Annotated in this window: 17 protein-coding genes and 1 riboswitch; of the genes, 8 read left to right on the top strand and 9 right to left on the bottom strand. The window is 67.6% G+C overall.

What is annotated here, in order from left to right:
- Window positions 1-53: 53 nt before the first annotated feature.
- Entirely contained in the window at window positions 54-1,934 is a 1,881-nt protein-coding gene (thiC, locus tag PKB_RS26050; protein ID WP_043255804.1) for a phosphomethylpyrimidine synthase ThiC, read from the bottom strand.
- Window positions 1,935-2,041: 107 nt separating this feature from the next.
- Window positions 2,042-2,149: riboswitch (TPP riboswitch) on the bottom strand.
- Window positions 2,150-2,331: 182 nt separating this feature from the next.
- On the opposite strand from thiC, the gene PKB_RS26055 reads away from it, so the two are divergent.
- On the top strand, window positions 2,332-3,798 hold the full coding sequence (locus PKB_RS26055; RefSeq protein WP_043255806.1) for a TolC family outer membrane protein: 1,467 nt from the start codon (window positions 2,332-2,334) through the stop codon (window positions 3,796-3,798).
- A gap of 168 nt (window positions 3,799-3,966) precedes the next feature.
- On the opposite strand, the gene PKB_RS26060 is transcribed toward PKB_RS26055, so the two are convergent.
- Window positions 3,967-4,764 carry a class II aldolase/adducin family protein gene (locus PKB_RS26060; RefSeq protein ID WP_043255809.1) on the bottom strand — a complete coding sequence of 266 codons (798 nt, stop codon included), beginning with the start codon at window positions 4,762-4,764 and terminating at the stop codon, window positions 3,967-3,969.
- Between the two features lie 77 nt (window positions 4,765-4,841).
- The gene (locus PKB_RS26065) at window positions 4,842-5,885 is read right to left on the bottom strand and encodes an ABC transporter substrate-binding protein (RefSeq protein ID WP_043255810.1); all 1,044 of its coding nucleotides are present in this window, start codon (window positions 5,883-5,885) and stop codon (window positions 4,842-4,844) included.
- 344 nt (window positions 5,886-6,229) lie between these two features.
- On the opposite strand from PKB_RS26065, the gene PKB_RS26070 reads away from it, so the two are divergent.
- The 3 genes from PKB_RS26070 to PKB_RS26080 all read left to right on the top strand — a co-directional run bounded on the left by PKB_RS26070 (window position 6,230) and on the right by PKB_RS26080 (window position 9,323).
- Entirely contained in the window at window positions 6,230-6,580 is a 351-nt protein-coding gene (locus PKB_RS26070) for an AraC family ligand binding domain-containing protein (protein ID WP_043255811.1), read from the top strand.
- A 54-nt stretch (window positions 6,581-6,634) separates the two neighbouring features.
- Complete coding sequence (locus tag PKB_RS26075; protein WP_043255813.1) at window positions 6,635-8,584, top strand: oxidoreductase; 1,950 nt, start codon at window positions 6,635-6,637, stop codon at window positions 8,582-8,584.
- Between the two features lie 145 nt (window positions 8,585-8,729).
- Entirely contained in the window at window positions 8,730-9,323 is a 594-nt protein-coding gene (locus PKB_RS26080) for a helix-turn-helix domain-containing protein (RefSeq protein WP_043255815.1), read from the top strand.
- Window positions 9,324-9,431: 108 nt separating this feature from the next.
- On the opposite strand, the gene waaA is transcribed toward PKB_RS26080, so the two are convergent.
- On the bottom strand, window positions 9,432-10,700 hold the full coding sequence (waaA, locus tag PKB_RS26085; RefSeq protein ID WP_043255817.1) for a lipid IV(A) 3-deoxy-D-manno-octulosonic acid transferase: 1,269 nt from the start codon (window positions 10,698-10,700) through the stop codon (window positions 9,432-9,434).
- Window positions 10,701-10,773: 73 nt separating this feature from the next.
- A complete protein-coding gene (locus tag PKB_RS26090; RefSeq protein ID WP_043255820.1) occupies window positions 10,774-11,652 on the bottom strand; it encodes a LysR family transcriptional regulator in 879 nt (292 codons plus the stop codon).
- A gap of 109 nt (window positions 11,653-11,761) precedes the next feature.
- Between PKB_RS26090 and PKB_RS26095 the strand changes: the two genes are divergently transcribed.
- The 4 genes from PKB_RS26095 (at window position 11,762) to PKB_RS26110 (ending at window position 15,328) form a co-directional block, all read left to right on the top strand.
- Window positions 11,762-12,094, top strand: coding sequence for a DMT family transporter (locus PKB_RS26095; protein WP_043255821.1), 333 nt, complete (start codon window positions 11,762-11,764; stop codon window positions 12,092-12,094).
- Between the two features lie 46 nt (window positions 12,095-12,140).
- Window positions 12,141-13,316, top strand: a complete 1,176-nt coding sequence (locus PKB_RS26100) for an NAD(P)/FAD-dependent oxidoreductase (protein WP_043255822.1) — start codon at window positions 12,141-12,143, stop codon at window positions 13,314-13,316.
- Window positions 13,313-14,116, top strand: a complete 804-nt coding sequence (locus PKB_RS26105) for an aldo/keto reductase (protein ID WP_043255825.1) — start codon at window positions 13,313-13,315, stop codon at window positions 14,114-14,116. The genes PKB_RS26100 and PKB_RS26105 overlap by 4 nt, the downstream gene beginning before the upstream one ends.
- A gap of 306 nt (window positions 14,117-14,422) precedes the next feature.
- A complete protein-coding gene (locus PKB_RS26110; protein ID WP_043255827.1) occupies window positions 14,423-15,328 on the top strand; it encodes a hypothetical protein in 906 nt (301 codons plus the stop codon).
- A 70-nt stretch (window positions 15,329-15,398) separates the two neighbouring features.
- Here the strand turns inward: PKB_RS26110 and PKB_RS26115 are convergent, their stop codons facing one another.
- From PKB_RS26115 to PKB_RS26130, 4 genes are all read right to left on the bottom strand, one after another.
- A complete protein-coding gene (locus PKB_RS26115; protein WP_043255829.1) occupies window positions 15,399-16,607 on the bottom strand; it encodes an acyl-CoA dehydrogenase family protein in 1,209 nt (402 codons plus the stop codon).
- Between the two features lie 10 nt (window positions 16,608-16,617).
- The gene (locus PKB_RS26120; RefSeq protein WP_043255831.1) at window positions 16,618-17,901 is read right to left on the bottom strand and encodes an acyl-CoA dehydrogenase family protein; all 1,284 of its coding nucleotides are present in this window, start codon (window positions 17,899-17,901) and stop codon (window positions 16,618-16,620) included.
- 122 nt (window positions 17,902-18,023) lie between these two features.
- On the bottom strand, window positions 18,024-19,448 hold the full coding sequence (hldE, locus tag PKB_RS26125) for a bifunctional D-glycero-beta-D-manno-heptose-7-phosphate kinase/D-glycero-beta-D-manno-heptose 1-phosphate adenylyltransferase HldE (RefSeq protein WP_043255833.1): 1,425 nt from the start codon (window positions 19,446-19,448) through the stop codon (window positions 18,024-18,026).
- A 75-nt stretch (window positions 19,449-19,523) separates the two neighbouring features.
- Window positions 19,524-20,939 (bottom strand): PIG-L deacetylase family protein, encoded by a 1,416-nt coding sequence (locus PKB_RS26130; RefSeq protein ID WP_043255835.1) that lies wholly within the window; start codon window positions 20,937-20,939, stop codon window positions 19,524-19,526.
- Window positions 20,940-20,985: the final 46 nt, after the last annotated feature.

Here is a 20,985-nt window from a genome sequence, read left to right on the forward strand (position 1 = left end):
CCCCGAGCTTGGGGTTGTTCGCGAGCAAGCTCGCTCCTACAGGGTGCTGCCGGTCAGACCTGCTTGTAGATCACCGATCCCTCGTCCTTGAAGCGCGCGGCCTGTTCCTGGAAGCCGGCTTCGATGGCCTGCTGTTCATCGCCCAGGCCATTCTCGCGAGCGTAGTCGCGGACTTCCTGGGTGATCTTCATCGAGCAGAACTTCGGCCCGCACATGGAGCAGAAGTGCGCGACCTTGGCCGAATCCTTCGGCAGTGTCTCGTCGTGATAGGCACGCGCCGTGTCCGGGTCGAGGCCGAGGTTGAACTGGTCTTCCCAGCGGAACTCGAAGCGCGCCTTCGACAGCGCGTTGTCGCGAATCTGCGCGCCCGGGTGACCCTTGGCGAGGTCGGCGGCGTGCGCGGCGATCTTGTAGGTGATGATCCCGGTCTTCACGTCATCCTTGTTCGGCAGGCCCAGGTGCTCCTTGGGCGTGACGTAGCAAAGCATGGCGCAGCCGTACCAGCCGATCATCGCGGCACCGATGCCCGAGGTGATGTGGTCGTAGCCCGGGGCGATGTCGGTGGTCAGCGGGCCGAGGGTGTAGAACGGCGCCTCGTCGCAGCACTCCAGCTGCTTGTCCATGTTCTCCTTGATGAGCTGCATGGGCACGTGGCCGGGGCCTTCGATCATCACCTGCACGTCGTGCTTCCAGGCGATCTTGGTCAGCTCGCCGAGGGTTTCCAGTTCGCCGAACTGCGCGGCGTCGTTGGCGTCGGCCACCGAGCCCGGGCGCAGGCCGTCGCCCAGCGAGAAGCTGACGTCGTAGGCCTTCATGATTTCGCAGATTTCCTCGAAGTGGGTATAGAGGAAGTTCTCCTGGTGATGCGCCAGGCACCACTTGGCCATGATCGAGCCGCCGCGCGAGACGATGCCGGTGACGCGCTTGGCGGTCAGCGGCACGTAGCGCAGCAGCACGCCAGCGTGGATGGTGAAGTAGTCGACGCCCTGCTCGGCCTGTTCGATCAGGGTGTCGCGGAAGATTTCCCAGGTCAGGTCCTCGGCGATGCCGCCGACCTTCTCCAGCGCCTGGTAGATCGGCACCGTGCCGATCGGCACCGGGCTGTTGCGCAGGATCCACTCGCGGGTCTCGTGGATGTGCTTGCCGGTGGACAGGTCCATCACGGTGTCGGCGCCCCAGCGGATGCCCCAGGTGAGCTTCTCGACCTCTTCCTCGATCGACGAACCCAGCGCGCTGTTGCCGATATTGCCGTTGATCTTCACCAGGAAGTTGCGGCCGATGATCATCGGCTCGAGTTCGGTGTGGTTGATGTTCGCCGGGATGATCGCGCGGCCGCGGGCGATCTCCTCACGGACGAACTCGGCGGTGATCTCCTGCGGAATGCTGGCGCCGAAGCTGTGGCCGGGATGCTGGTCCTTGAGCAGGCCGGCGGCGCGGGCTTCCTGCAGCTTCAGGTTCTCGCGGATGGCGATGTACTCCATCTCCGGCGTGATGATGCCCTGCTTGGCGTAGTGCATCTGCGTGACGTTGCGCCCGGACTTGGCCCGGCGCGGGGTGCGCACGTGGTTGAAGCGCAGGGCGTCGAGGCTGGCGTCGGCCAGGCGTGCCTGGCCGAATTCGGAGGTCAGGCCGGGAAGGATTTCGGTGTCACCGCGCTCGTCGATCCAGCGCGAGCGCACGTCGGGCAGGCCCTTGCGCAGGTCGATGCGTACATCCGGGTCGGTGTAGGGGCCGGAGGTGTCGTAGACGTACACCGGGGCGTTCTTCTCGCCGCCGAATGCGGTCGGGGTGTCGGCTAACGAGATTTCCCGCACCGGCACGCGGATGTCCGGGCGCGAACCGCTCAGGTAGACCTTGCGCGAATTGGGAAACGGCTGCGTCGACTGGCGGTCGAGCTGCTCGAGGCGGGTAACGGTGGTGTTCGGCTTGCTCATCCTGGCTCTCCTGGGGTGATTGTCGGAGGAGAACCTGGAGCAAGGAGGCGCGACGACAGCGCAAAGGACGCGTCCGGTTAGCGGGGGGCCGGCCGGAAAGCCACTGGGGACGCGGACTTCTTGTTCCCTACGCGGGTCTTAACCCGATCAGGTTCAACGGGATCCGGAACTATCCGATCTCAGCCCCTCGCAATGGGGCACCCCGACAAGAACCCGCGCAGTCTAATCAAGAGTCGGGCGCTTGGCCAATGGCGGCGGACCAAATGTCTTCGATACGACTTCGCGGTCACGTTCGGACAGCTACACTCCAGCAACCAAAACCTCGAACTGATTGCCTTGACCGACTTTCGAGGCCCCCTTAGCCTTGCCCCACCCGCACACTTTCTAGGACGAACGAATGCTGCGCAGACTTTCCCTGGCTGTCGCCGTGGCCGCCACTACCGGTTTCGTCTGGGCAGCCCAGCCCGCGTCGAATGCCGCTCCGCTGCCCTCCAAGACGGACCTGATCAGCGTTTACAAGGATGCCGTCGACAACAACGCCGACCTCGCCGCCGCCCAGGCCGATTACCTGGCGCGCAAGGAAGTCGTGCCGCAGGCACGCTCCGGCCTGCTGCCGCAGATCAACGCCGGCGGCAGCCTGGGCAACACCCGCACCTCGCTGGACGAGCCGGACGCCACGCTCAACCGCAACAGCGAACTGGTCCAGGCAACCCTCAGCCAGCCGCTGTTCCGCGCCGACCGCTGGTTCCAGCTCAAGGCCGCGGAAAACATCAGCGAACAGGCCCAGCTGGAATTCTCCGCAACTCAACAGCGGCTGATCCTGCAGACCGCCGAAACCTACTTCGGCGTGCTCCGTGCCGAAGACAACCTGGCCGCCAGCAAGGCCGAAGAAGCCGCCTTCAAGCGCCAGCTCGACCAGGCCAACGAGCGCTTCGACGTCGGCCTGTCGGACAAGACCGACGTGCTCGAGTCCCAGGCCGGCTACGACACCGCGCGGGCCAACCGCATCGTCGCCGAGCAAGCCGTGGAAGATGCCTTCCAGGCCCTGGTGACCCTGACCAACCGCGAATACAGCTCCATCGAAGGCATCCTCCACTCGCTGCCGGTGGTGGTACCGACGCCGAACGACGCCAAGGCCTGGGTGGACACCTCGGTGCAGCAGAACATCGCCCTGCAGGCCAGCAACTACGCGGTCAACGCCGCCGAAGAGACCCTGCGCCAGCGCAAGGCCGGCCACCTGCCGACCGTCGACGCCGTGGTGCAGTACCAGAAGGGCGACAACGACGCGCTGGGCTTTACCAACTCCGGTATTCCGGGCCAGCCGACCTATGGCAAGTGGGTCGACCAGACCAGCATCGGCGTACAGTTGAACGTACCGATCTACAGCGGCGGCCTGACCAGTTCGCAAGTGCGCGAGTCGTACCAGCGCCTGAGCCAGAGCGAGCAGCTGCGCGAAAGCCAGCGCCGCCAGGTGGTGCAGGACGCCCGCAACCAGCATCGCGCTGTGAACACCGACGTCGAGACGGTGAAGGCGCGGCGCCAGGCGATCATCTCCAACCAGAGCTCGCTGGAAGCCACCGAGATCGGCTACCAGGTCGGCACCCGCAACATCGTCGACGTGCTCGACGCCCAGCGCCAGCTGTACAGCGCGGTACGCGACTATAACAACAGCCGCTACGACTACATCCTCGACAACCTGCGCCTGAAGCAGACCGCCGGCACCCTCAGCCCGGCCGACCTGCAGGCGCTGAGCCGCTACCTCAAGGCCGACTACAACCCGGACAAGGACTTCCTCCCGCCGGACCTGGCCAAGGCCGCCGAGAAGCAGTTGGAAAGCAACAGCAAGACGCGGACCCAGCAATAAACAAGAAGCCCGGCAGACGCCGGGCTTCTTCGTTTCAGACGCGGGATTTCCCTGTAGGAACACCTGTCTTTTGGGCTCCCGCGTTCGCGGGAGTGACGTGATTGGGATGCGTTTTCTCCCGTGTCATCCCCGCGAACGCGGGGAACCGGATAACCACAAACGGCAGCCTCAATCCCGATAATCCGGCTGGGTGCGGTCGAGCATGCGCAACAGCGCTTCCCAAGCCAGCTCGATGCCGTCCGGATCGCTCAGCTCGCCCTCGGCCAATGGCCGCTGCGGTTCGTTGAACTGCCGCTCGGTGCGCCGGCAGACCTCGTCCGGCGGGATCACCAGCTTGCCGCCGCCGGCCTGGGCGGCGATCTGGATGTCGCAGGCTTTCTCCAGGTAGTACATGCGCAGGAACGCCTGCTTCACGCTCTCGCCCACGGTCAGCAGGCCGTGGCTGCGCAGGATCATCCCCAGGTGGTCGCCGAGGTCGCGCACCAGGCGCTGCTGCTCGTCGAACGACAGGGCGATGCCTTCGTAGTCGTGGTAGCCGAGGCGGCCGTAGAACTCCATGGACATCTGGTTCAGCGGCAGCAGCCCGTCGGCTTGCGCCGCCACCGCGCATCCGGCGCGGGTGTGGGTATGCAGCACGCACTGGGCATCCTCGCGCGCCGCGTGGATGGCGCTGTGGATGACGAAGCCGGCCGGGTTGACCTTGTAGCGCGTCGGCTCGACCGGATTGCCGGCCAGGTCGATCTTCACCAGGCTCGACGCGGTGATCTCGTCGAACATCAGGCCGTACGGGTTGATCAGGAAATGGTGCTCGGGCCCGGGCAGGCGCACGGAGATGTGCGTGAAGATCAGGTCGCTCATGCGGAAGTGGGCGATCAGCCGGTAGCAGGCCGCCAGCTCCTCGCGCAGTTTCCACTCTTCAGGGCTGCAGGTTTCACGGGACGGCACGCTGGCCGCGATGGCTGTCATTGTTGTTCTCCTTCGCCTCTACATGACCGAGGCCGGCGGCGCGTTTGCGCGCCGCCGGCCTGTACCGGGGATCTCGATTACTGCGCGGCCCAGGCGTTGAAGCGCTCTTCCAGCTCCTCGCCATGGTCGGCCCAGAACTCATCGTTCATCGCCAGGCCTACCGCCAGGTTGGCCGGCGCGGTCGGCACCCAGTGGGCGACGTCTGCAGGCAAGCGCTCGGCGGCCTGCTTGTTGGTCGGACCATAGGGGATGTTGCGCACGTAGTCGACCTGCGCATCGGCCTGGTTGGCGAAGGCGATGAAGCGCTTGGCCAGGTCGGCGTGCTGCGAGCCCTTGATGATCGCCCAGTAGTCCATGCCGTAGAGGCTGCCCGGCCAGACCAGGTCGAGGTTGCGCCCGGCCTTGTGCGCGTCGGCGATGCGCCCGGTGTAGGCGGTGGTCATGGTCACGTCGCCGGCGGCCAGCCACTGCGGCGGTTGCGCGCCGGCTTCCCACCACTGGATCGACGGCTTGATCTGGTCGAGCTTGGCGAAGGCGCGGTCGACCCCGGCCTTGGTCGAGAGCACCTGGTAGACGTCCGCTGCCTTGACCCCGTCGGCCATCAGGGCGAACTCCAGGTTGTACTCGGCGCGCTTGCGCAGGCCGCGCTTGCCGGGGAATTTCTGCAGGTCCCAGAAATCGTTCCAGCCGGTCGGCGCGGTCTTCAGCTTGTCGGCGTCGTAGGCGATGGCCACGCCCCACACCAATGCCGCCGAACCGCACTCCTTGGCCGAGTTGGGAATCAGTTGGTCGGAGCCGCCGACGGCCTTCCAGTCCAGCGGCTCGAACATGCCCAGGTCGCAGTTGCGCGCCAGGTCCGGCCCCTCGATCTGCACCACGTCCCAGTCGGTGTGGCCGGTGTCGACCATCACCTTGATGCGCGCCATCTCGCCGTTGTACTCGGCCTGGGTCAGCTTGGCCCCGCTGGCCTTGGCGAAAGGCTGGAAGAACGCGGCGTCCTGGGCTTTCTGCCCGGCACCGCCGTAACCGACCACGACCATGCTGTCCTGCGCCTGGGCGCTGGCCAGGCCGAGCCCCAGAAGCAGCAGCAAAGGTTGCATAGCGAACTTGCGCGAAATCATCAGGCGGACCCTCTTCGAGTGCGAGCCGTGGCCGACGCTGCGACACCACGGCAGGAGTGGTTCGGGCGTACCGGTACAACACTCGGAGGAAGGCGGCGGGCAGTTGGCGCCAGGCGCTCGCAGCGAAGCGGAATCGCTGGCGAACGGTAGCACCGCGAAAAGCGGTTCATACGCATCTCCTCTTGTAGTTGTTGTGGAGCACGTCGCGAGTTGCGCCGCCGTCGATGACGTCGGCGTGGAATGGAAACTACTCAGTCACTTTTAAAAAAACAAGTTGATTTTTTACTGGTGGTAAATTTTCATGAGGGCACGTTAGATCGCCATTGCGTGCCCAGGAGTCCCCCGTGTCCGAAGTCATCCACTTCCAGCGCTCCGCCCTGCAGTTCCAGCCCTACGGCGGCCAGCCCGTCGAACGGGCAGCCCTGTGCCGCCTGATCGGCGCGGCCGACAGCCAGACCATGGGCGCCGGCATCGCCTGCTTCGACGGCTGCTCGATCGAGTGGACGGTGCTCTACGACGAGCTGATCGTGGTGCTGGAAGGCCACTTCCGCCTGCGCCTGGGAGACCGCGTCGTCGAAGCCGGGCCGGGCGACGTGATCTGGGTGCCGGAACACACGGCGCTGGCCTATGAGGGCGAGCAGGCCCGCGTGTTCTACGCGCTCTACCCGGTGGACTGGCAGACCCGCAACGCCTGACAGCTCCCACGAACAAGCAGTCCAACAGAACGACAAGAAAGGACGAAGTCCGCGATGAATGCCTTCCCGCACCTGTTCAGCCCGCTCGAGATCCGTGGCAAGCGCCTGAAGAACCGCATCATGTCCACCGGACACGACACCTCGATGCCCACCGACAACCTGGTCAACGACCCATTGGTGGCCTACCACCAGGCCCGCGCCAAGGGCGGCGCCGGGCTGATCGTCATGCAGGTGGCGGGCGTCCACGACAGCGCGCGCTACACCTCGCATGTGCTGATGGCCACCGACGACGAGTGCATCCCCGGCTACCGCCGCGTCGCCGAGGCCTGCCATGCCGAAGGCACGGTGGTGCTGTCGCAGATCTTCCACCCCGGGCGCGAGATCATGGAGTCCGCCGACGGCCTGCTGGCCGTGGCCTACTCCGCCTCCGCCTCACCCAACGAGCGCTTCCGCGTGATGCCACGCGAACTGAGCCAGAAGCTGATCGACGAGATCGTCGCCGGCTACGCGGCCGCCGCGCGCCGCCTGTACACCGCCGGGCTGGACGGCGTGGAAGTGGTCGCCAGCCACGGCTACCTGCCGGCGCAGTTCCTCAACCCGCGGGTGAACCGCCGCAGCGACGGCTACAACGGCGACCTCGACGCCCGCCTGCGCTTCCTCCGCGAAGTGCTGGCCGCCGTGCGCGCCGCCACCGGCGAAGACTTCATCATCGGCCTGCGCATCTCCGCCGACGAACGCGATCCGGAAGGCCTGACCGAAGACGAATCGCTGCAGGCCGTGATGCGCCTGCAGGGCGAGTTGGACTACGTACACATAGTCGCCGGCACCTCCGCCTCCCTCGGCGGCGCCATCCACATCGTCCCGCCGATGGCCATCGAGGCCGCCTACCTGGCGAACGAGGCGGCGACCTTCAAGTCGCGCCTGGACATCCCGCTGTTCGTCACCGGGCGCATCAACCAGCCGCAGGAAGCGGAGCTGATCATCGCCCGCGGCCAGGCCGACGTCTGCGGCATGACCCGCGCGCTGATCTGCGACCCGGAGATGCCGAACAAGACCGAAACCGGCCATGTCGAGAACGTGCGCGCCTGCATCGCCTGCAACCAGGCGTGCATCGGCCACTTCCACCGTGGCTTGCCGATTTCCTGCATCCAGCGCCCGGAGACCGGCCGCGAGCTGCAGTACGGCCATATCGAACCGGCAGCCCGGCGCAAGCGCGTACTGGTGGTCGGCGGCGGCCCTGCCGGCATGAAAGCCGCGGCAGTCGCTGCACAGCGCGGCCATGAGGTGACACTGTGCGAGGCCTCCGCGCAACTTGGCGGCCAGGTCAACCTGGCGCAACTGCTGCCACGCCGCGCCGAATTCGGCGGCGCCTCGACCAACCTGCAGCGCGAGATGCAGCTGGCCGGTGTTGAAGTCCGCCGCAACACCCGCGTCGACCGCGCCCTGGTCGAGGCGGAAAAACCGGACGTGGTGATAGTCGCGACCGGCGCCAAGCCCTACTGGCCGCCCTTCGAGCGCGGCGGCGAATTGCAGGTGGTGGACGCCTGGCAGGTGCTGCGCGGTGAAGTGAAGGTCGGCCGCTCGGTGCTGATCTCCGACTGGCGCGCGGACTGGATCGCCCCGGGGATCGCCGAGCAATTGGTGCGCGCCGGCCACCAGGTGCAGCTCGCGGTCAACGGCACCCACGCCGGCGAGAGCCTACCGCTCTACGTGCGCGACCACATGGCCGGCGAGCTGCACCGCCTGGGTATTCCGATCACCACTTATGCGCGGCTGTACGGCTGCGACGACAGCAGCGTCTACCTGCAGCACACCGCCAGCGGCGAGCCGATGATCGTCGAGGACATCGACACCCTGGTGCTGTGCCAGGGCCACGAGCCGGTGGACGAACTGGCCGAGCAACTGGAAGGCCTGGTGGAGTTCCGCCGCATCGGCGACTGCCTGGCGCCACGCACCGTGGAGGAAGCCATCTTCGAGGGGCTCAAGGCCGGCTGGGCGATCTGAAGAACGGAAGGCATTCCCCTGTAGGAGCGCGCCATGCGCGCGATCGCGGGCAGGGCCCGCTCCTACAGGAACTGTGCGCGAACGTCCCAAGGCACAGCGCTTTGTTTAGAATGCCCGACGACCGAATCGCCAGGACCCTCGCCGCATGAGCCCGAAAGCCCCGCAGGAAGCACCCGCCAGCCCCGAAGCGCAGTTCCTCGGCACGCGCATCCGCGGCCTGCGCAAGCGTCGCGGCATGACCCTGGCCGAGCTGGCCGAACAGAGCCAGCTCACCGCCGGCTACATCAGCCAGCTGGAACGCAACCTGGCTTATCCGTCGATCCCGGCACTGTTCAACATCGCACGCAGCCTGGGCGTGACCATCCAGTGGTTCTTCGCCAGCGAAGTGCAGGTCGACCCGGCCGACGCCGGCTACGTGGTACGGCGCAATGCGCGCACCAGCGTGCATTACGAGGACGGCATCGTCGACGAGTTGCTCAGCCCGCAGCCCAGCCGCCAGCTGGAAATGATCCACTCGCGCTTCCCGCCGGGCGCGTACAGCCAGCAGAGCTACAGCCACGATGGCGAGGAAGCCGGCCACATCCTCAGCGGCACCTTCGAACTCTGGGTCGGCGACAGGCACTTCGTGCTCAACGAAGGCGACAGCTTCAGCTACTCGAGCCAGGAGCCGCACCGCTACGGCAACCCGGGGGACGTGGATACCGTGGTGCTCTGGGTGATCACCCCGCCGACGTTCTGAGCAGGCGCATTTTTCGCGGATAAGATCCGCTCCTACAGGATTGCGCGCTACACAGGTGACTCCCTGTGCGCGATCGCGGGCATGGCCCGCTCCTACAAGGAGCTGCGATCAGCCGATCTGTTTGGCCAATCCATCGAGCAGGCGGGTCAGTGCGCCCTGGTTGGCCCGCAGCACACCTAAGCCGGCCTCGACCATCTCGCGGGTGATCTCCGGCTGCTCCCAGAGCTGCCCGACGGCGACTGCCAGGGTCGGTGCATCCAGCACTTCGCGCAGCGCGCCGACTTCGCGCAATTGCGCGGCGATCTCGAGGAAGTTGAACAGCTGCGGGCCGGAGAGCACCGGTTTGCCCAGCGCCGCTGGCTCCAGCAGGTTGTGCCCGCCATTGGGCACCAGGCTGCCGCCGACGAAGGCGACATCGGCCAGGGCGTAGAGGAACAGCAGTTCGCCCATTGTGTCGCCGAGCAGTACCTGGGTCTGCGCAGACACAGGCTCGCCGGCGGAACGGCGCACGGTGGCGAGACCGGCACCGCGGCAGAGTTCGAACACAGCGTTGAAGCGCTCCGGGTGGCGCGGCACCAGGATCAGCAGCGCGGCCGGGTTCTGCTCCAGCAGCTTGCGATGGGCGGCGAGGATGATTTCGTCCTCGCCCGCATGGGTGCTCGCGGCGATCCACACCGGCCGCTGCGTGGCCTGCCACTCTTCGCGCAGGGCGGCAGCGCGGACCGGCAATTCGGGGGCGATGCTCAGGTCGAACTTGATCGAGCCGGTCACGCTCACGCATTCCGGACGCGCGCCCAGGCGGCGGAAGCGTTCGGCCTCGGCCTCGGTCTGCACAGCGAGCCAACTCAGTTCGCCGAGCATCGGCCGGGTCAGCCGCTCGAAGCGTGCATAGCCGCGCGCCGAACGCTCGGAGAGGCGCGCATTGGCCAGCGCCACCGGAATGCCACGGCGGGCGCACTGGTGAATGTGATTCGGCCAGAGTTCGGTTTCCATGATCACCGCCAGGCGCGGCTGCACCTTGCGCAGGAAGCGCGCGGCCGCCCAGGGCAGGTCGTAGGGCAGGTAGCAGTGCTGCACGCTGTCGCCGAACATCGCGCGGATGCGCTCGGAGCCGGTCGGCGTCATGCAGGTAACGGTGATCGGCAGCTGTGGATAACGCTGCTGCAGCTCGCGAATCATCGGCGCGGCGGCGATGCTCTCGCCCACTGACACCGCATGCACCCAGATGCCGCCGGGCTGCATCTTCGGCAGGCCGAAGGAGAAACGCTCGCGGATGCGCCTGGCATAGGCCGGCGCCTTGCGCGAACGCAGGAACAGGCGCACCGCGACCAGCGGCAGGCCCAGGTGGAACAGCAGGGTATAGAGGGTCCGGTTCATGGCGGCGGAGAGTAGCAAATAACGTCCGGACGTTCGCGGACGCGTGCCACGCATGCTCGCTCCTACAACCGCGTCATTCCTTCAAATGCTCGGCGAGCCATCCCCCCAGCCACTCCGCCGCCGGCCCCAGCGGCTCGTCGCGGCGCCAGACCAGCTCCACCACCAGCGGTGGCGGCGTCCAGTCGCTGTCCAGTTCCACCAGCAGCGACTGGTAGGCCGGGTACTGCGCCACGTGGCGCGGCAGCCAGGCCCAGCCGAGGTCGCGCATCAGCAGTTCGGCCATGGCGTAGAAGCTGTCGGCGCGCCAGACCAGCGGGCTGATCTGCTCGCCGCCGGGGTAGTGGCTGTCCTGCGGCGCCATCAGCAGCTGGCGGTGCCGCGCCAGCTCGCGGCGGTCCGCATAGTCCAGGCTGGCCAGGGCATGGCCGGCGCCGCATACGGTAACCATCTCGATGGTGCCCAGGCGCTGGCGTTCCAGTTCCTTCGGCATGCCTTCGTGGTGGAACAGCAGGCCAAGATCGGCGCGCCGTTCGAGGAGTTTGCGCGCCACGTCGCCCTGGGCGCCGCTGGCCAGTTGCACCTCGAGGGTGGGAAACGCCTGCGCCAGCGCCTGCAGGCTGGAAAGCACCGGCTGGTAGGGCATCGCCTCGTCCTGGGCCAGGCGCAGGCGCGCCTCCTGCCCGCGGACCAGGGCCATGGCGCGGCTCTCAAGGCGCTCGCATTGGCGCAGCACTTCGCGCGCTTCGTCGAGCAGCGCCCTGCCCTCCTGGGTCAACACTGGCTGGCGGCCGCTGCTGCGTTCGAACAGGCTGACACCCAGGTCGCTCTCCAGCATCGCGATGGACGAGCTCACTGCCGACTGCACGCGCTTGAGCTGTCGCGCCGCGGCGGAGAAGGACGACTGCTCGGCGACGCTGACGAACAGGCGCAACTGGTCGAGGTTCCACTGCATAGCCTATCTCCATATCAGATAGGCAATGACTTTATCCCATCATCCAGGCGACTAGAATGGCCTCCAGTTTCAACAGGGCCACCACAGCTCGCCCAGGGGAGGACAGAACATGCCCGGCTATCTCTATCTCGCCATCGCCATCGTCGCCGAAGTCATCGCCACCGCGTCGCTGAAGTCGGTCAAAGGCCTGTCCACGCCCCTCCCCCTGCTGCTGGTGATCGTCGGCTACGCGATCTCCTTCTGGATGCTGACCCTGGTGGTGCGCAGCATTCCGGTGGGCATCGCCTACGCCATCTGGGCGGGGCTCGGCATCGTCCTGGTCAGCGTCGCCGCGCTGGTGCTCTACCAGCAGAAGCTCGACACCCCGGCACTGCTGGGCATGGGCATGATCGTCAGCGGCGTGGTGGTGATCCAGCTGTTCTCGCAATCCGCCGGACACTGAGGCGGGTATACTGCGCGCTTCGTTTTTCCGCGAGGCGCGCCCTTCCATGACCCAATCCCTGAGCACCGACATCCTCGTCGTCGGCGGCGGCATCGCCGGCCTCTGGCTGAATGCCCGCCTGCGCCGTGCCGGCTTCTCCACCGTGCTGGTGGAGAACAAGGCGCTCGGTGGCGTGCAGAGCATGCGCTCGCAGGGAATCATCCATGGCGGCACCAAGTACGCGCTGCACGGCGCGCTGACCGGCGCATCCGAGGCCATCGCCGACATGCCCTCGCTGTGGCGCGAGTGCGTGGCCGGAACCGGTGAGCTGGACCTGCGCGGCGTGCGTGTGCTCTCCGACGCCCACTATCTGTGGTCGCCGGGCGGCCTGGCCGGCAACCTCACCAGCTTCTTCGCCAGCAAGGCGGTGCGCAGCCGCGTCGCCCAGGCCAAGGGCGACGAGCTGCCGCCCGCGCTGCAGGACAAAGCCTTTAAGGGCAAGGCCTACCGCCTCGCCGAAATCGTGCTGGACGTGCCGAGCCTGGTCGCCCGCCTGGCGGAACTAGCCGGCGACGGCCTGCTCGCCGGCGAACGTATCGAGCCATTGCGCGAGGGCGATGAACTGGTCGGCCTGCGCGTCGACGGCCGCGAGATCCGCGCCCAGCGCGTGGTGCTCGCCGCCGGCGCCGGCAACGAAGCGCTGCTGCGCGAGCTGGGCCTGGAGCAACCGTCCATGCAACGCCGCCCGCTGCACATGGTGCTGGTCAAGGCGCCGACCCTGAAACCGCTGTACGCCCACTGCGTCGGTGGCGGGCCGAAGCCGCGCGTCACCGTGACCACCCATCCGGCCGCCGACGGCCAGTGGGTCTGGTACCTGGGCGGCGACATCGCCGAAGCCGATGGCGTGGCACGCAGCGAATCCGAGCAGATCGCCGAAGCGCAGCGCGAACTGCACAAGCTGCTGCCCTGGATCGATCTCTCCGCCGCGCGCTGGGCCACCCTGCGCGTGGACCGCGCCGAGCCCGCGCAATCGGGCCTGCTGCGCCCGGACAGCGCCTTCCTCGCCGAGCAGGGCCGCCTGCTGGTCGGCTGGCCGACCAAGCTGGCACTTGCGCCGAACTTCGCCGATCGAGTGGTGGAAAGCTTGCAGAAGGACGGCATCCAGCCGATTCCGCACGAGCCGCTGCCGGCCCTTCCACGCCCCGCCATGGCTCGCCCAGTGTGGGAGGAGCTGCTGCCGTGAGCACTCTGCACTCCCTGCACCGCCCGCTGGGCAGCACCGGCCTGAACGTCTCGCCGCTGGGCCTGGGCACGGTGAAACTCGGCCGCGACCAAGGCGTGAAGTACCCCAATGGCTTCCGCATCCCCGATGACCGCGAAGCCGCCGACCTGCTGGCGCTGGCCCGCGAGCTCGGTATCAACCTGATCGACACCGCGCCGGCCTATGGCCGCAGCGAGGAGCGCCTCGGACCGCTGCTGCGCGGCCAGCGCCAGGACTGGGTGATCGTCAGCAAGACCGGCGAAGAGTTCGAAGACGGCCAGTCGCGCTTCGACTTCGGCGCCGCGCACACCCGCCTCTCCGTGGAGCGCAGCCTGCGTCGCCTGGAAACCGACTACATCGACCTGGTGCTGGTGCATTCCGACGGCAATGACCTGCAGATCCTGCAGCAAACCGAGGTCTACGCGACCCTCGAGAAGCTCAAGCAGGAGGGCCTGATCCGCGGCTTCGGCTTCTCCGGCAAGACCGTCGAAGGCGGCCTGCTGGCGCTGGAGCGCGGCGACTGCGCGATGGTCACCTACAACCTCAACGAGCAAACCGAGAAGCCGGTGCTCGACCAGGCCCTGGCCATGGGCCGGGGCATCCTGGTGAAGAAAGCCCTGGCCAGCGGCCACGCCTGCCTCGCCGACGGCCAGGACCCGGTGCGCGCCAGCTTCGAGCTGGTGTTCGGCCATCCCGGCGTCGCCGCCGCCATCGTCGGCACCATCAATCCGCAGCACCTGCGACACAACGTCGCGCTGGCCGCCGAAGTCCTCGGCGGATAAGGCTTCGACGCTGCGTCGCGCGGCGCGACCGTTGATCGGCAGTCACCCAAGGTTGACACAAGGGGCGCCTTCCTGTGCCATGCTCACTCTCCGCGGCGGAAAAGCCGCGGCACGCAAAATTGCCGTCAGTCGCTCTACGACAGGAATAAATCTCGGAAACCAAATCCTTTTCAGGGTTAGTCTCGAAATAATCGAGGGTTTTCAAGGCTCCCCGTCGACGCCGTAGCGCCTGGCACCCCGGAACGATCGGCCAGACCGCCCAGCCCCTCGGGCGGTCCGACGCGCCCTGTACGATGAGGACCGCACATGCCCCGTACGCTCGCCCGCAAGGACCCGACCACGTTCAAGACCCTGCCGCTGCTGGTCGAGGCCAGCGCCGACAGCCTGGTCTACCAGCCCTTCGGCCGTCCGCTGAACTTCTCCCAGGTGCTGGAGCGACGCCGGCCGATCGAGGTCGCCGACGACCAGCGCTTCACCGCCGAACTGGCCAACCTCGGGGTGTCCGTGCGCCTGACCCTGAACTGGCAGGGCCGCGACTACTGGGTGCTGGTGCGCCAGCGCCGCGCCGACCGCGGCGACACCGTGCTCAAGCTGATTTCCGGCTACGTACCGTCCCACGAGCTGAACCTGCCGCTGCTCACCGCGATCCAGGAAGTCGCCGAGGAATGCCTGGTGGAAACCGCCGACGGCTGGCTCGGCGGGCGCTTCGGCGACACCTGGCTGCCGACGCCCTACCAGGGCACCCTGCGTTACCGCGAGGCCAGCCACTTTTCCCTGACCCCGCTGTCCGGCGCCGCACGTCCGGTACAGGCCGGCGCCCTGCGCCTGCTGGAGCGGCCGCAGGCCTATGTGCACCTGCCCACCGCCTCGTTGCAGCTGGTCTACGACATGCGCATGGAGCTGCCGCGCGATATTCGCGACGTCAGCCTGTTCCACGTCGACGAGCGCCTGGAAAGCGGCCCGCTGGTGGCCCGCCTGGACCGCCGCCGCCCGGACCTCTACCTGCTGCCACTGCACCAGGGCGAGCCCACCGGCGAGCTGTTCACGCTGCTCAAGGGCGAGCTGTTCAAGGCCCCGACCCGCGGTGTCTGGCTCTCGGAAAGCTTCGCCCCGCAAAGCGGTTGGCTGGTGCGCGAGGAGCGCATCCGCTTCCGCGAGTGGGTCGCCCAGCTACCGCCGGCGAACGGCAACAAGGGCCGTCGCACCGCCTGACACCCCAACCATGTAGGAGCGGGCCATGCCCGCGATTCGCGCGCGTGGCGAGCTCCTACAGGTCGCGCCGTTATTTCAGCTGACTCGAGCTCTTGCCCAACAGCCTGCGCGCCACGATCAGCAGCTGGATCTGCTGGGTGCCTTCGAAGATGTCGAGGATCTTCGAGTCGCGCGCCCACTTCTCCAACAGCTCATCCTCGCCGTAGCCCAGGGCGCCAGCCAGCTCCACGCATTTCAGGGTGACTTCGTTGGCGACCCGCCCGGCCTTGGCCTTGGCTATCGACGCCTCCTTGGAGTTGGGCAGGCGGTTATCGGCCATCCACGCGGCCTTGAGGGTCAGCAGACGCGCCGATTCCCACTCGGCCTCCAGGCGATACAGCGTCGCCTCGGCATGGGTCACGCTCAGCAGCGGCTTGCGGTAATCGAAGCGGCAGCCGGCCCTTTTCAGCAGGTCGTGCGCGCGGTCCAGCGACGCCTTGGCCACGCCGATGGCCATGGCCGCCACCAACGGACGGGTGTTGTCGAAGGTTTCCATGACTCCGGCGAAACCTTTCTGCACATCGATCTCGGCATTGCCCAGCAGGTTCGCCGCCGGCACCCGGCAGTCGCTGAAGCTAATGGAAGCGGTGTCCGACGCCTTGATCCCGAGCTTCTTCTCCAGGCGGGTGACCGTCATGCCCGGCGTGCCTTTCTCGACCACGAAGGACTTGATCGCCGCGCGGCCCAGGCCGCGATCCAGGGTCGCCCAGACCACCACCGCGTCAGCGCGCGCTCCTGAGGTGACGAAGATCTTCTCGCCGTTGAGCACGTAATGGTCGCCATCGCGGGTCGCGGTGGTGCGGATCGCCGCCGAGTCCGAACCACAGCCCGGCTCGGTGATCGCCATGGCCGCCCAGGTGCCGCCGAAACGCTTGAGCTGTTCGTCGTTAGCCAATGCCGCGATGGCAGCGTTGCCCAACCCTTGGCGCGGCATGGCCAGCAGCAGGCCGACGTCGCCCCAGCACATTTCCATCACGCCCAGGCAGGCCGAGAGGTTGCCGCCGTTCTTCACGCCCGCCTCCACGGCCGCGCCCTTGCGCTTGCTCGCCGAGGTGGCGCCCACAGCGTCGGGCGAGCCGGCGTTCATGCCGTCGAGCAGCGCGGCGAGCAGGTCGAGTTCCTTGGGATAGGCGTGCTCGGACTTGTCGTACTTGCGCGAGATCGGCCGCAGGTAGTTCTCCGCCACCTGATGCGCCTGGTTGGCCAGGCCACGGAATTTCTTCGGGGTTTCCAGGTACATGGAGGATTCCTCAGAGGTGCAGGCCGCCGGCCAGGATGGCTACCGCGCGCAGGTCGCGATACCAGCGCTCGGCCGGATGTTCCTGGGTGAAGCCGTGGCCGCCGAGCAGTTGCACGGCGTCGGTGCCGATCTTCATGGCCTTCTCCGCACAAAGCAGGCGCGCCAGGTAGGCCTCGCGATGGAACGGCTGGCCGCGCTCGGCCAGGGCGCAGGCGCGCCAGACCATGAGGCGCATGGCATCCAGTTCGATGGCGATGTCGGCGACCATGAAAGCCACGCCCTGGCGATGGCTGATCGGTTCGCCGAAGGCCTCGCGCTCATTGCAGTAACCGATCACGTAGTCCAGCGCCGCTTGCGCGGTGCCCAGTGCCAGCGCGCACCAGGCCAGGCCGTTGAGGTCAAGGAAGGCCTGGTAGTCGAACTTCTCCGCCGCCAGGCGACGGCTGGCATCGACCTTCACGCCTTTCAGGCGAATGCGTGCGGTGCCGGCCGCCTTCAGGCCCATCGCTGGTTCGGCGCGACGCTCCACGCCCTTGGCAGTCGCATCGACGAGGAACAACGCCGGGCCGTCGGAAGCCTGCGCGGCGACCAGCAGCTGGCTCGCCTCGCGACCGCGGATCACCAGGCATTTCTCGCCGGAGAGCAGGTAGTGCCGGCCACGCTTGCGCGCGACGGTCTTGAGTTCACCCGGATCGGCCAGAAGTTGCGGCTCGCCCACGGCGATACCGATCAACGGCGGGCCCTCTTCGGCGACGAACGCCGGCAGCCACTGCGCCTGCTGTTCAGGACTGGCCCAGCGGCGGATGCAGTTGGCCGCCGACAGCGGCACCAGCAGCGCGGCAGCGAGGCTGAGGTCGCCGCGCGCCAGGGCTTCGGCGATCAGCGCATTGGTCACCACGGTGCGCTCGCCGGCCATGCCGCCATGCACTTCGCTAACGCCGTAGTGCGTCAGGCCAAGTTCGAGCGCCTGCTTGAGCAGTTCGGCGGGTAGGCCGGCGCTGGTGTCAGCATCATGCGCGGCCGGGCGCAACACCTCGGCGGCGAAGCCTTCCAGCATCTCCACCAGCATCTGTTGCTCGTCGGAGAGGGACAGGTCGAACAGCCCGTCCGGATCGGCCTTGCGCGGCTCCTTGGCCTGCTTGCCGGCACGCTGGCTGGCCAGGCGGAAGCCGGTGCGGCTACCGGTATAGAGCAGCTTCTCGAAGGGCTTGCGCAGCTTCAGGCGGTCCGGCCAGTCGGCCTGGGCCACCCGGTTGAGCACGGCCAGGGCGCGGCCCTGCACGTCGGTGGTCATGGCATCTCGCTCCACGCGGGGATGGGATGCCTGGGATCATGCGCCGGGAACCGGCGGGGGGACCATGACCGCTTTGCCGGAAAGCGCTGGCGCGACGGTCAGTTGATGGAGCGGATTGGAGTTCAGCGCTTCTCGCGGATCTTCTCGACGATGGCGGTGGTCGAGCTGTTCGGCACCAGGCCGAGCACCCGGACTTCGCCGCCATAGGAGCGGACGAAGTCGCCGCCGACCACCCCTTCCACGGAGTAGTCGCCGCCTTTCACCAGCACGTCCGGACGCAGTTGTTCCAGCAGGCGCTCGGGGGTGTCTTCGTTGAAGCTGGTCACCCAGTCCACCGCGCCAAGGCCGGCGAGCACGGCCATGCGCCGATCGACGCTGTTGATCGGCCGGCCGGGGCCCTTGAGGCGGGTAACCGAGGCGTCGCCGTTGATCGCCACGATCAGGCGGTCGCCCTGCGCGCGGGCCTGTTCCAGATAGCTGACGTGGCCGGCATGGAGGATGTCGAAGCAGCCGTTGGTGAAGACGATCTTCTCGCCGTGGGCGCGGGCGTCCTCGATGGCCAGCAGCAGTTGCTCCAGGCTCAGCACGCCGCGCTCGGAGCCCTGCTCGCGCTGCACGGCGCGGCGCAGTTCCGGTGCGCTGATGGCAGCGGTACCCAGCTTGCCGACGACGATGCCGGCGGCCAGGTTGGCCAGGGCCACGGCTTGCGGCAGGTCCTCGCCAGCGGCGATAGCGCCGGCCAGGGTGGAAATCACGGTGTCGCCGGCGCCGGTGACGTCGAACACCTCGCGGGCACGGGCCGGCAGGTGCAGCGCCGGATGGCCGGGGCGCAGCAGGGTCATGCCGTGTTCGCCGCGGGTGACCAGCAGCGCACCGAGGTCAAGCTCGGCGAGCAGGGCCAGACCTTTGGCGACCAGTTCGTTGTCGTCCTGGCAGCGGCCGACGATGGCCTCGAACTCGGAGAGGTTCGGGGTGATCAGGCTGGCGCCGCGGTAGATGGAGAAGTCCTTGCCCTTGGGATCGGCCAGCACGGGGATGCCGCGCTCACGCGCGGCCTGGATCAGCGCCTGGTGGTTCTGCAGGGCGCCCTTGCCGTAGTCGGAGAGCACCAGCACGCGGACCTGCTCCAGCAGCGCCTCGACGTCGGCGGCCAGCGCCGCGGCGTCGGTGCGGAAGGGTTCTTCGAAGTCCACTCGCAGCAGTTGCTGGTGGCGGCTCATGACGCGCAGCTTGACGATGGTCGGCTGCCCGGCGATGCGCTGGAAGCGGGTTGCAACGCCGACTGCATTGAGGCTATCGGTCAGGCTGCCGGCGGCCTCGTCCTCGCCGGTGACGCCGACCAGGTAGGCCGGTGCGCCGAGCGCGGCCAGGTTCAGCGCGACGTTGGCGGCGCCGCCCGGGCGGTCCTCATGCTGTTCGACCCGCACCACCGGCACCGGCGCCTCGGGCGAGATGCGCGAGGTCGCGCCATGCCAGTAGCGGTCGAGCATAACGTCGCCAACCACCAGCACGGGGGCCTGATCGAATCGGGGCATGGTCAGTTTCATGGGAACTCCGCAGGTCGAAATCGGCGCGGATAATACCATAGCCGCCGATCCGGCCTCGCGCCGGGAGGCATCCGCTCAGCGCAGCGAGCGGACCCAGAACAGCTCGTGGCGGCGCACTGCCTTGCGGAAGAATTCGTCCTCGCCGGAGGCCGGCCAGCGGCGCCCGGCCAGCGCACGCTGGATCAGCCGGCGCAAGCGCTTCTTGGCCGGCAGCGGCACCAGCAGGTCGTGCTGCATGGCCAGGGCCTGGGCCTTGTCGATGCGCTTGGCGGCATCCAGCGTCGGGCTCCACAGCACATCGGCCGGCAGCGGTTCGATGCACGGCGGCAGCGCGATACCACCGGCGGCCGGGCCCATTGGCCAGCGGTCGTTGTCGTGCAGGTGGTTGGCGTAGAACAGCAGCGTTTGCGGCTTCCACGCGCTGCGCTCGATGGCCTCCTGCAACGCGCGGGTGGCGTGCACGTGGTCGGCATGTGGATCGAGCTGCGGGTGCGGCGTGACCAGCACCTCGGGGCGGAAGTGTTCGAGCAGCGCGGCCAGATCGGCAACCAGGTTGCTCCAGCTCGGCACCCCGTCGGCATCGGCCGGCAGGCGCAACGGATTGTGCAGGCGCATCTCGCGGATGTCGCTTTCGCCGGATTCGCGCGAACCGAAGCCCTTGTCCGGCTCGCCGCACATCGCCGGCAGCTGCAGGCAGTAGTACCCGAGTTGCACGCACCGACTGGCGGGCACGCCGCCCCAGAGCGGCACGGCCAGGCTGTCCCAGACGCGCAGGCGGCCCTTCAGGCGCGCGGCGGCGGCCTTGTCCAGGCCAAGGCCCTGGTAGTGCTCGGCCTCGATCTCGCCCTGGGTCAGGGTGACGATGCTCACGTCCTGCGCACGGCTGTACAGGCCAAAAGCGGCCAGCTCGGCATCGTCGGCGTGCGGCGCGATGACCATCAGCGGGCGCTCGGCGTAGTCCGGGTTGCGGAAGGCGTGCAGCGTGGCCTGGTGATCCAGACGGCAATGACGACCGTGGATGCGCAGGTGGCCGCCACGCAGGGCTGCGCCCTGGCCGGACAGGTTGAGGTAGCGCACGCCATTGACGCCGCGCTCGAAGTCCTGGCGATCCACGCCATCGGCGCCTTCGATCAGCACCTGCGGATCGAGCCAGCGACCGAACAGTCCGGCCTTGATGCGCACCTGCAGGAATAGGCTCTCGTAGTCGTCGGGCAAGGTGTCCGCGGCGATGTGCAGGCCATGCGGGCCGAGGGAGGCTGGCAGGCTCAGCTGGCTTGCCGGGAAGTCGTAGCGGTAGTCATCGCGCGGCGAATAGAACAGGTGGTCGGCGAACCAGGCTTCATGGGCAACCCAGCCCAGAAGCACCGCCAACGGCACGCTCCACCAGGGCGCGAGCACGCCGAGCAGGACCAGCGCGACAAGCGCGGCCAGCAGCACCAGGCGCTTCTTGCGCCGATGTTCCTTCAGCAGTAGCTGCTTGCGTGCGCTCATGAGCTCTCCTAGGCCAATCGCGGACAAGGTCCGCTCCTACAGGGAA

Source organism: Pseudomonas knackmussii B13, assembly GCF_000689415.1.
Taxonomy (GTDB): domain Bacteria; phylum Pseudomonadota; class Gammaproteobacteria; order Pseudomonadales; family Pseudomonadaceae; genus Pseudomonas; species Pseudomonas knackmussii.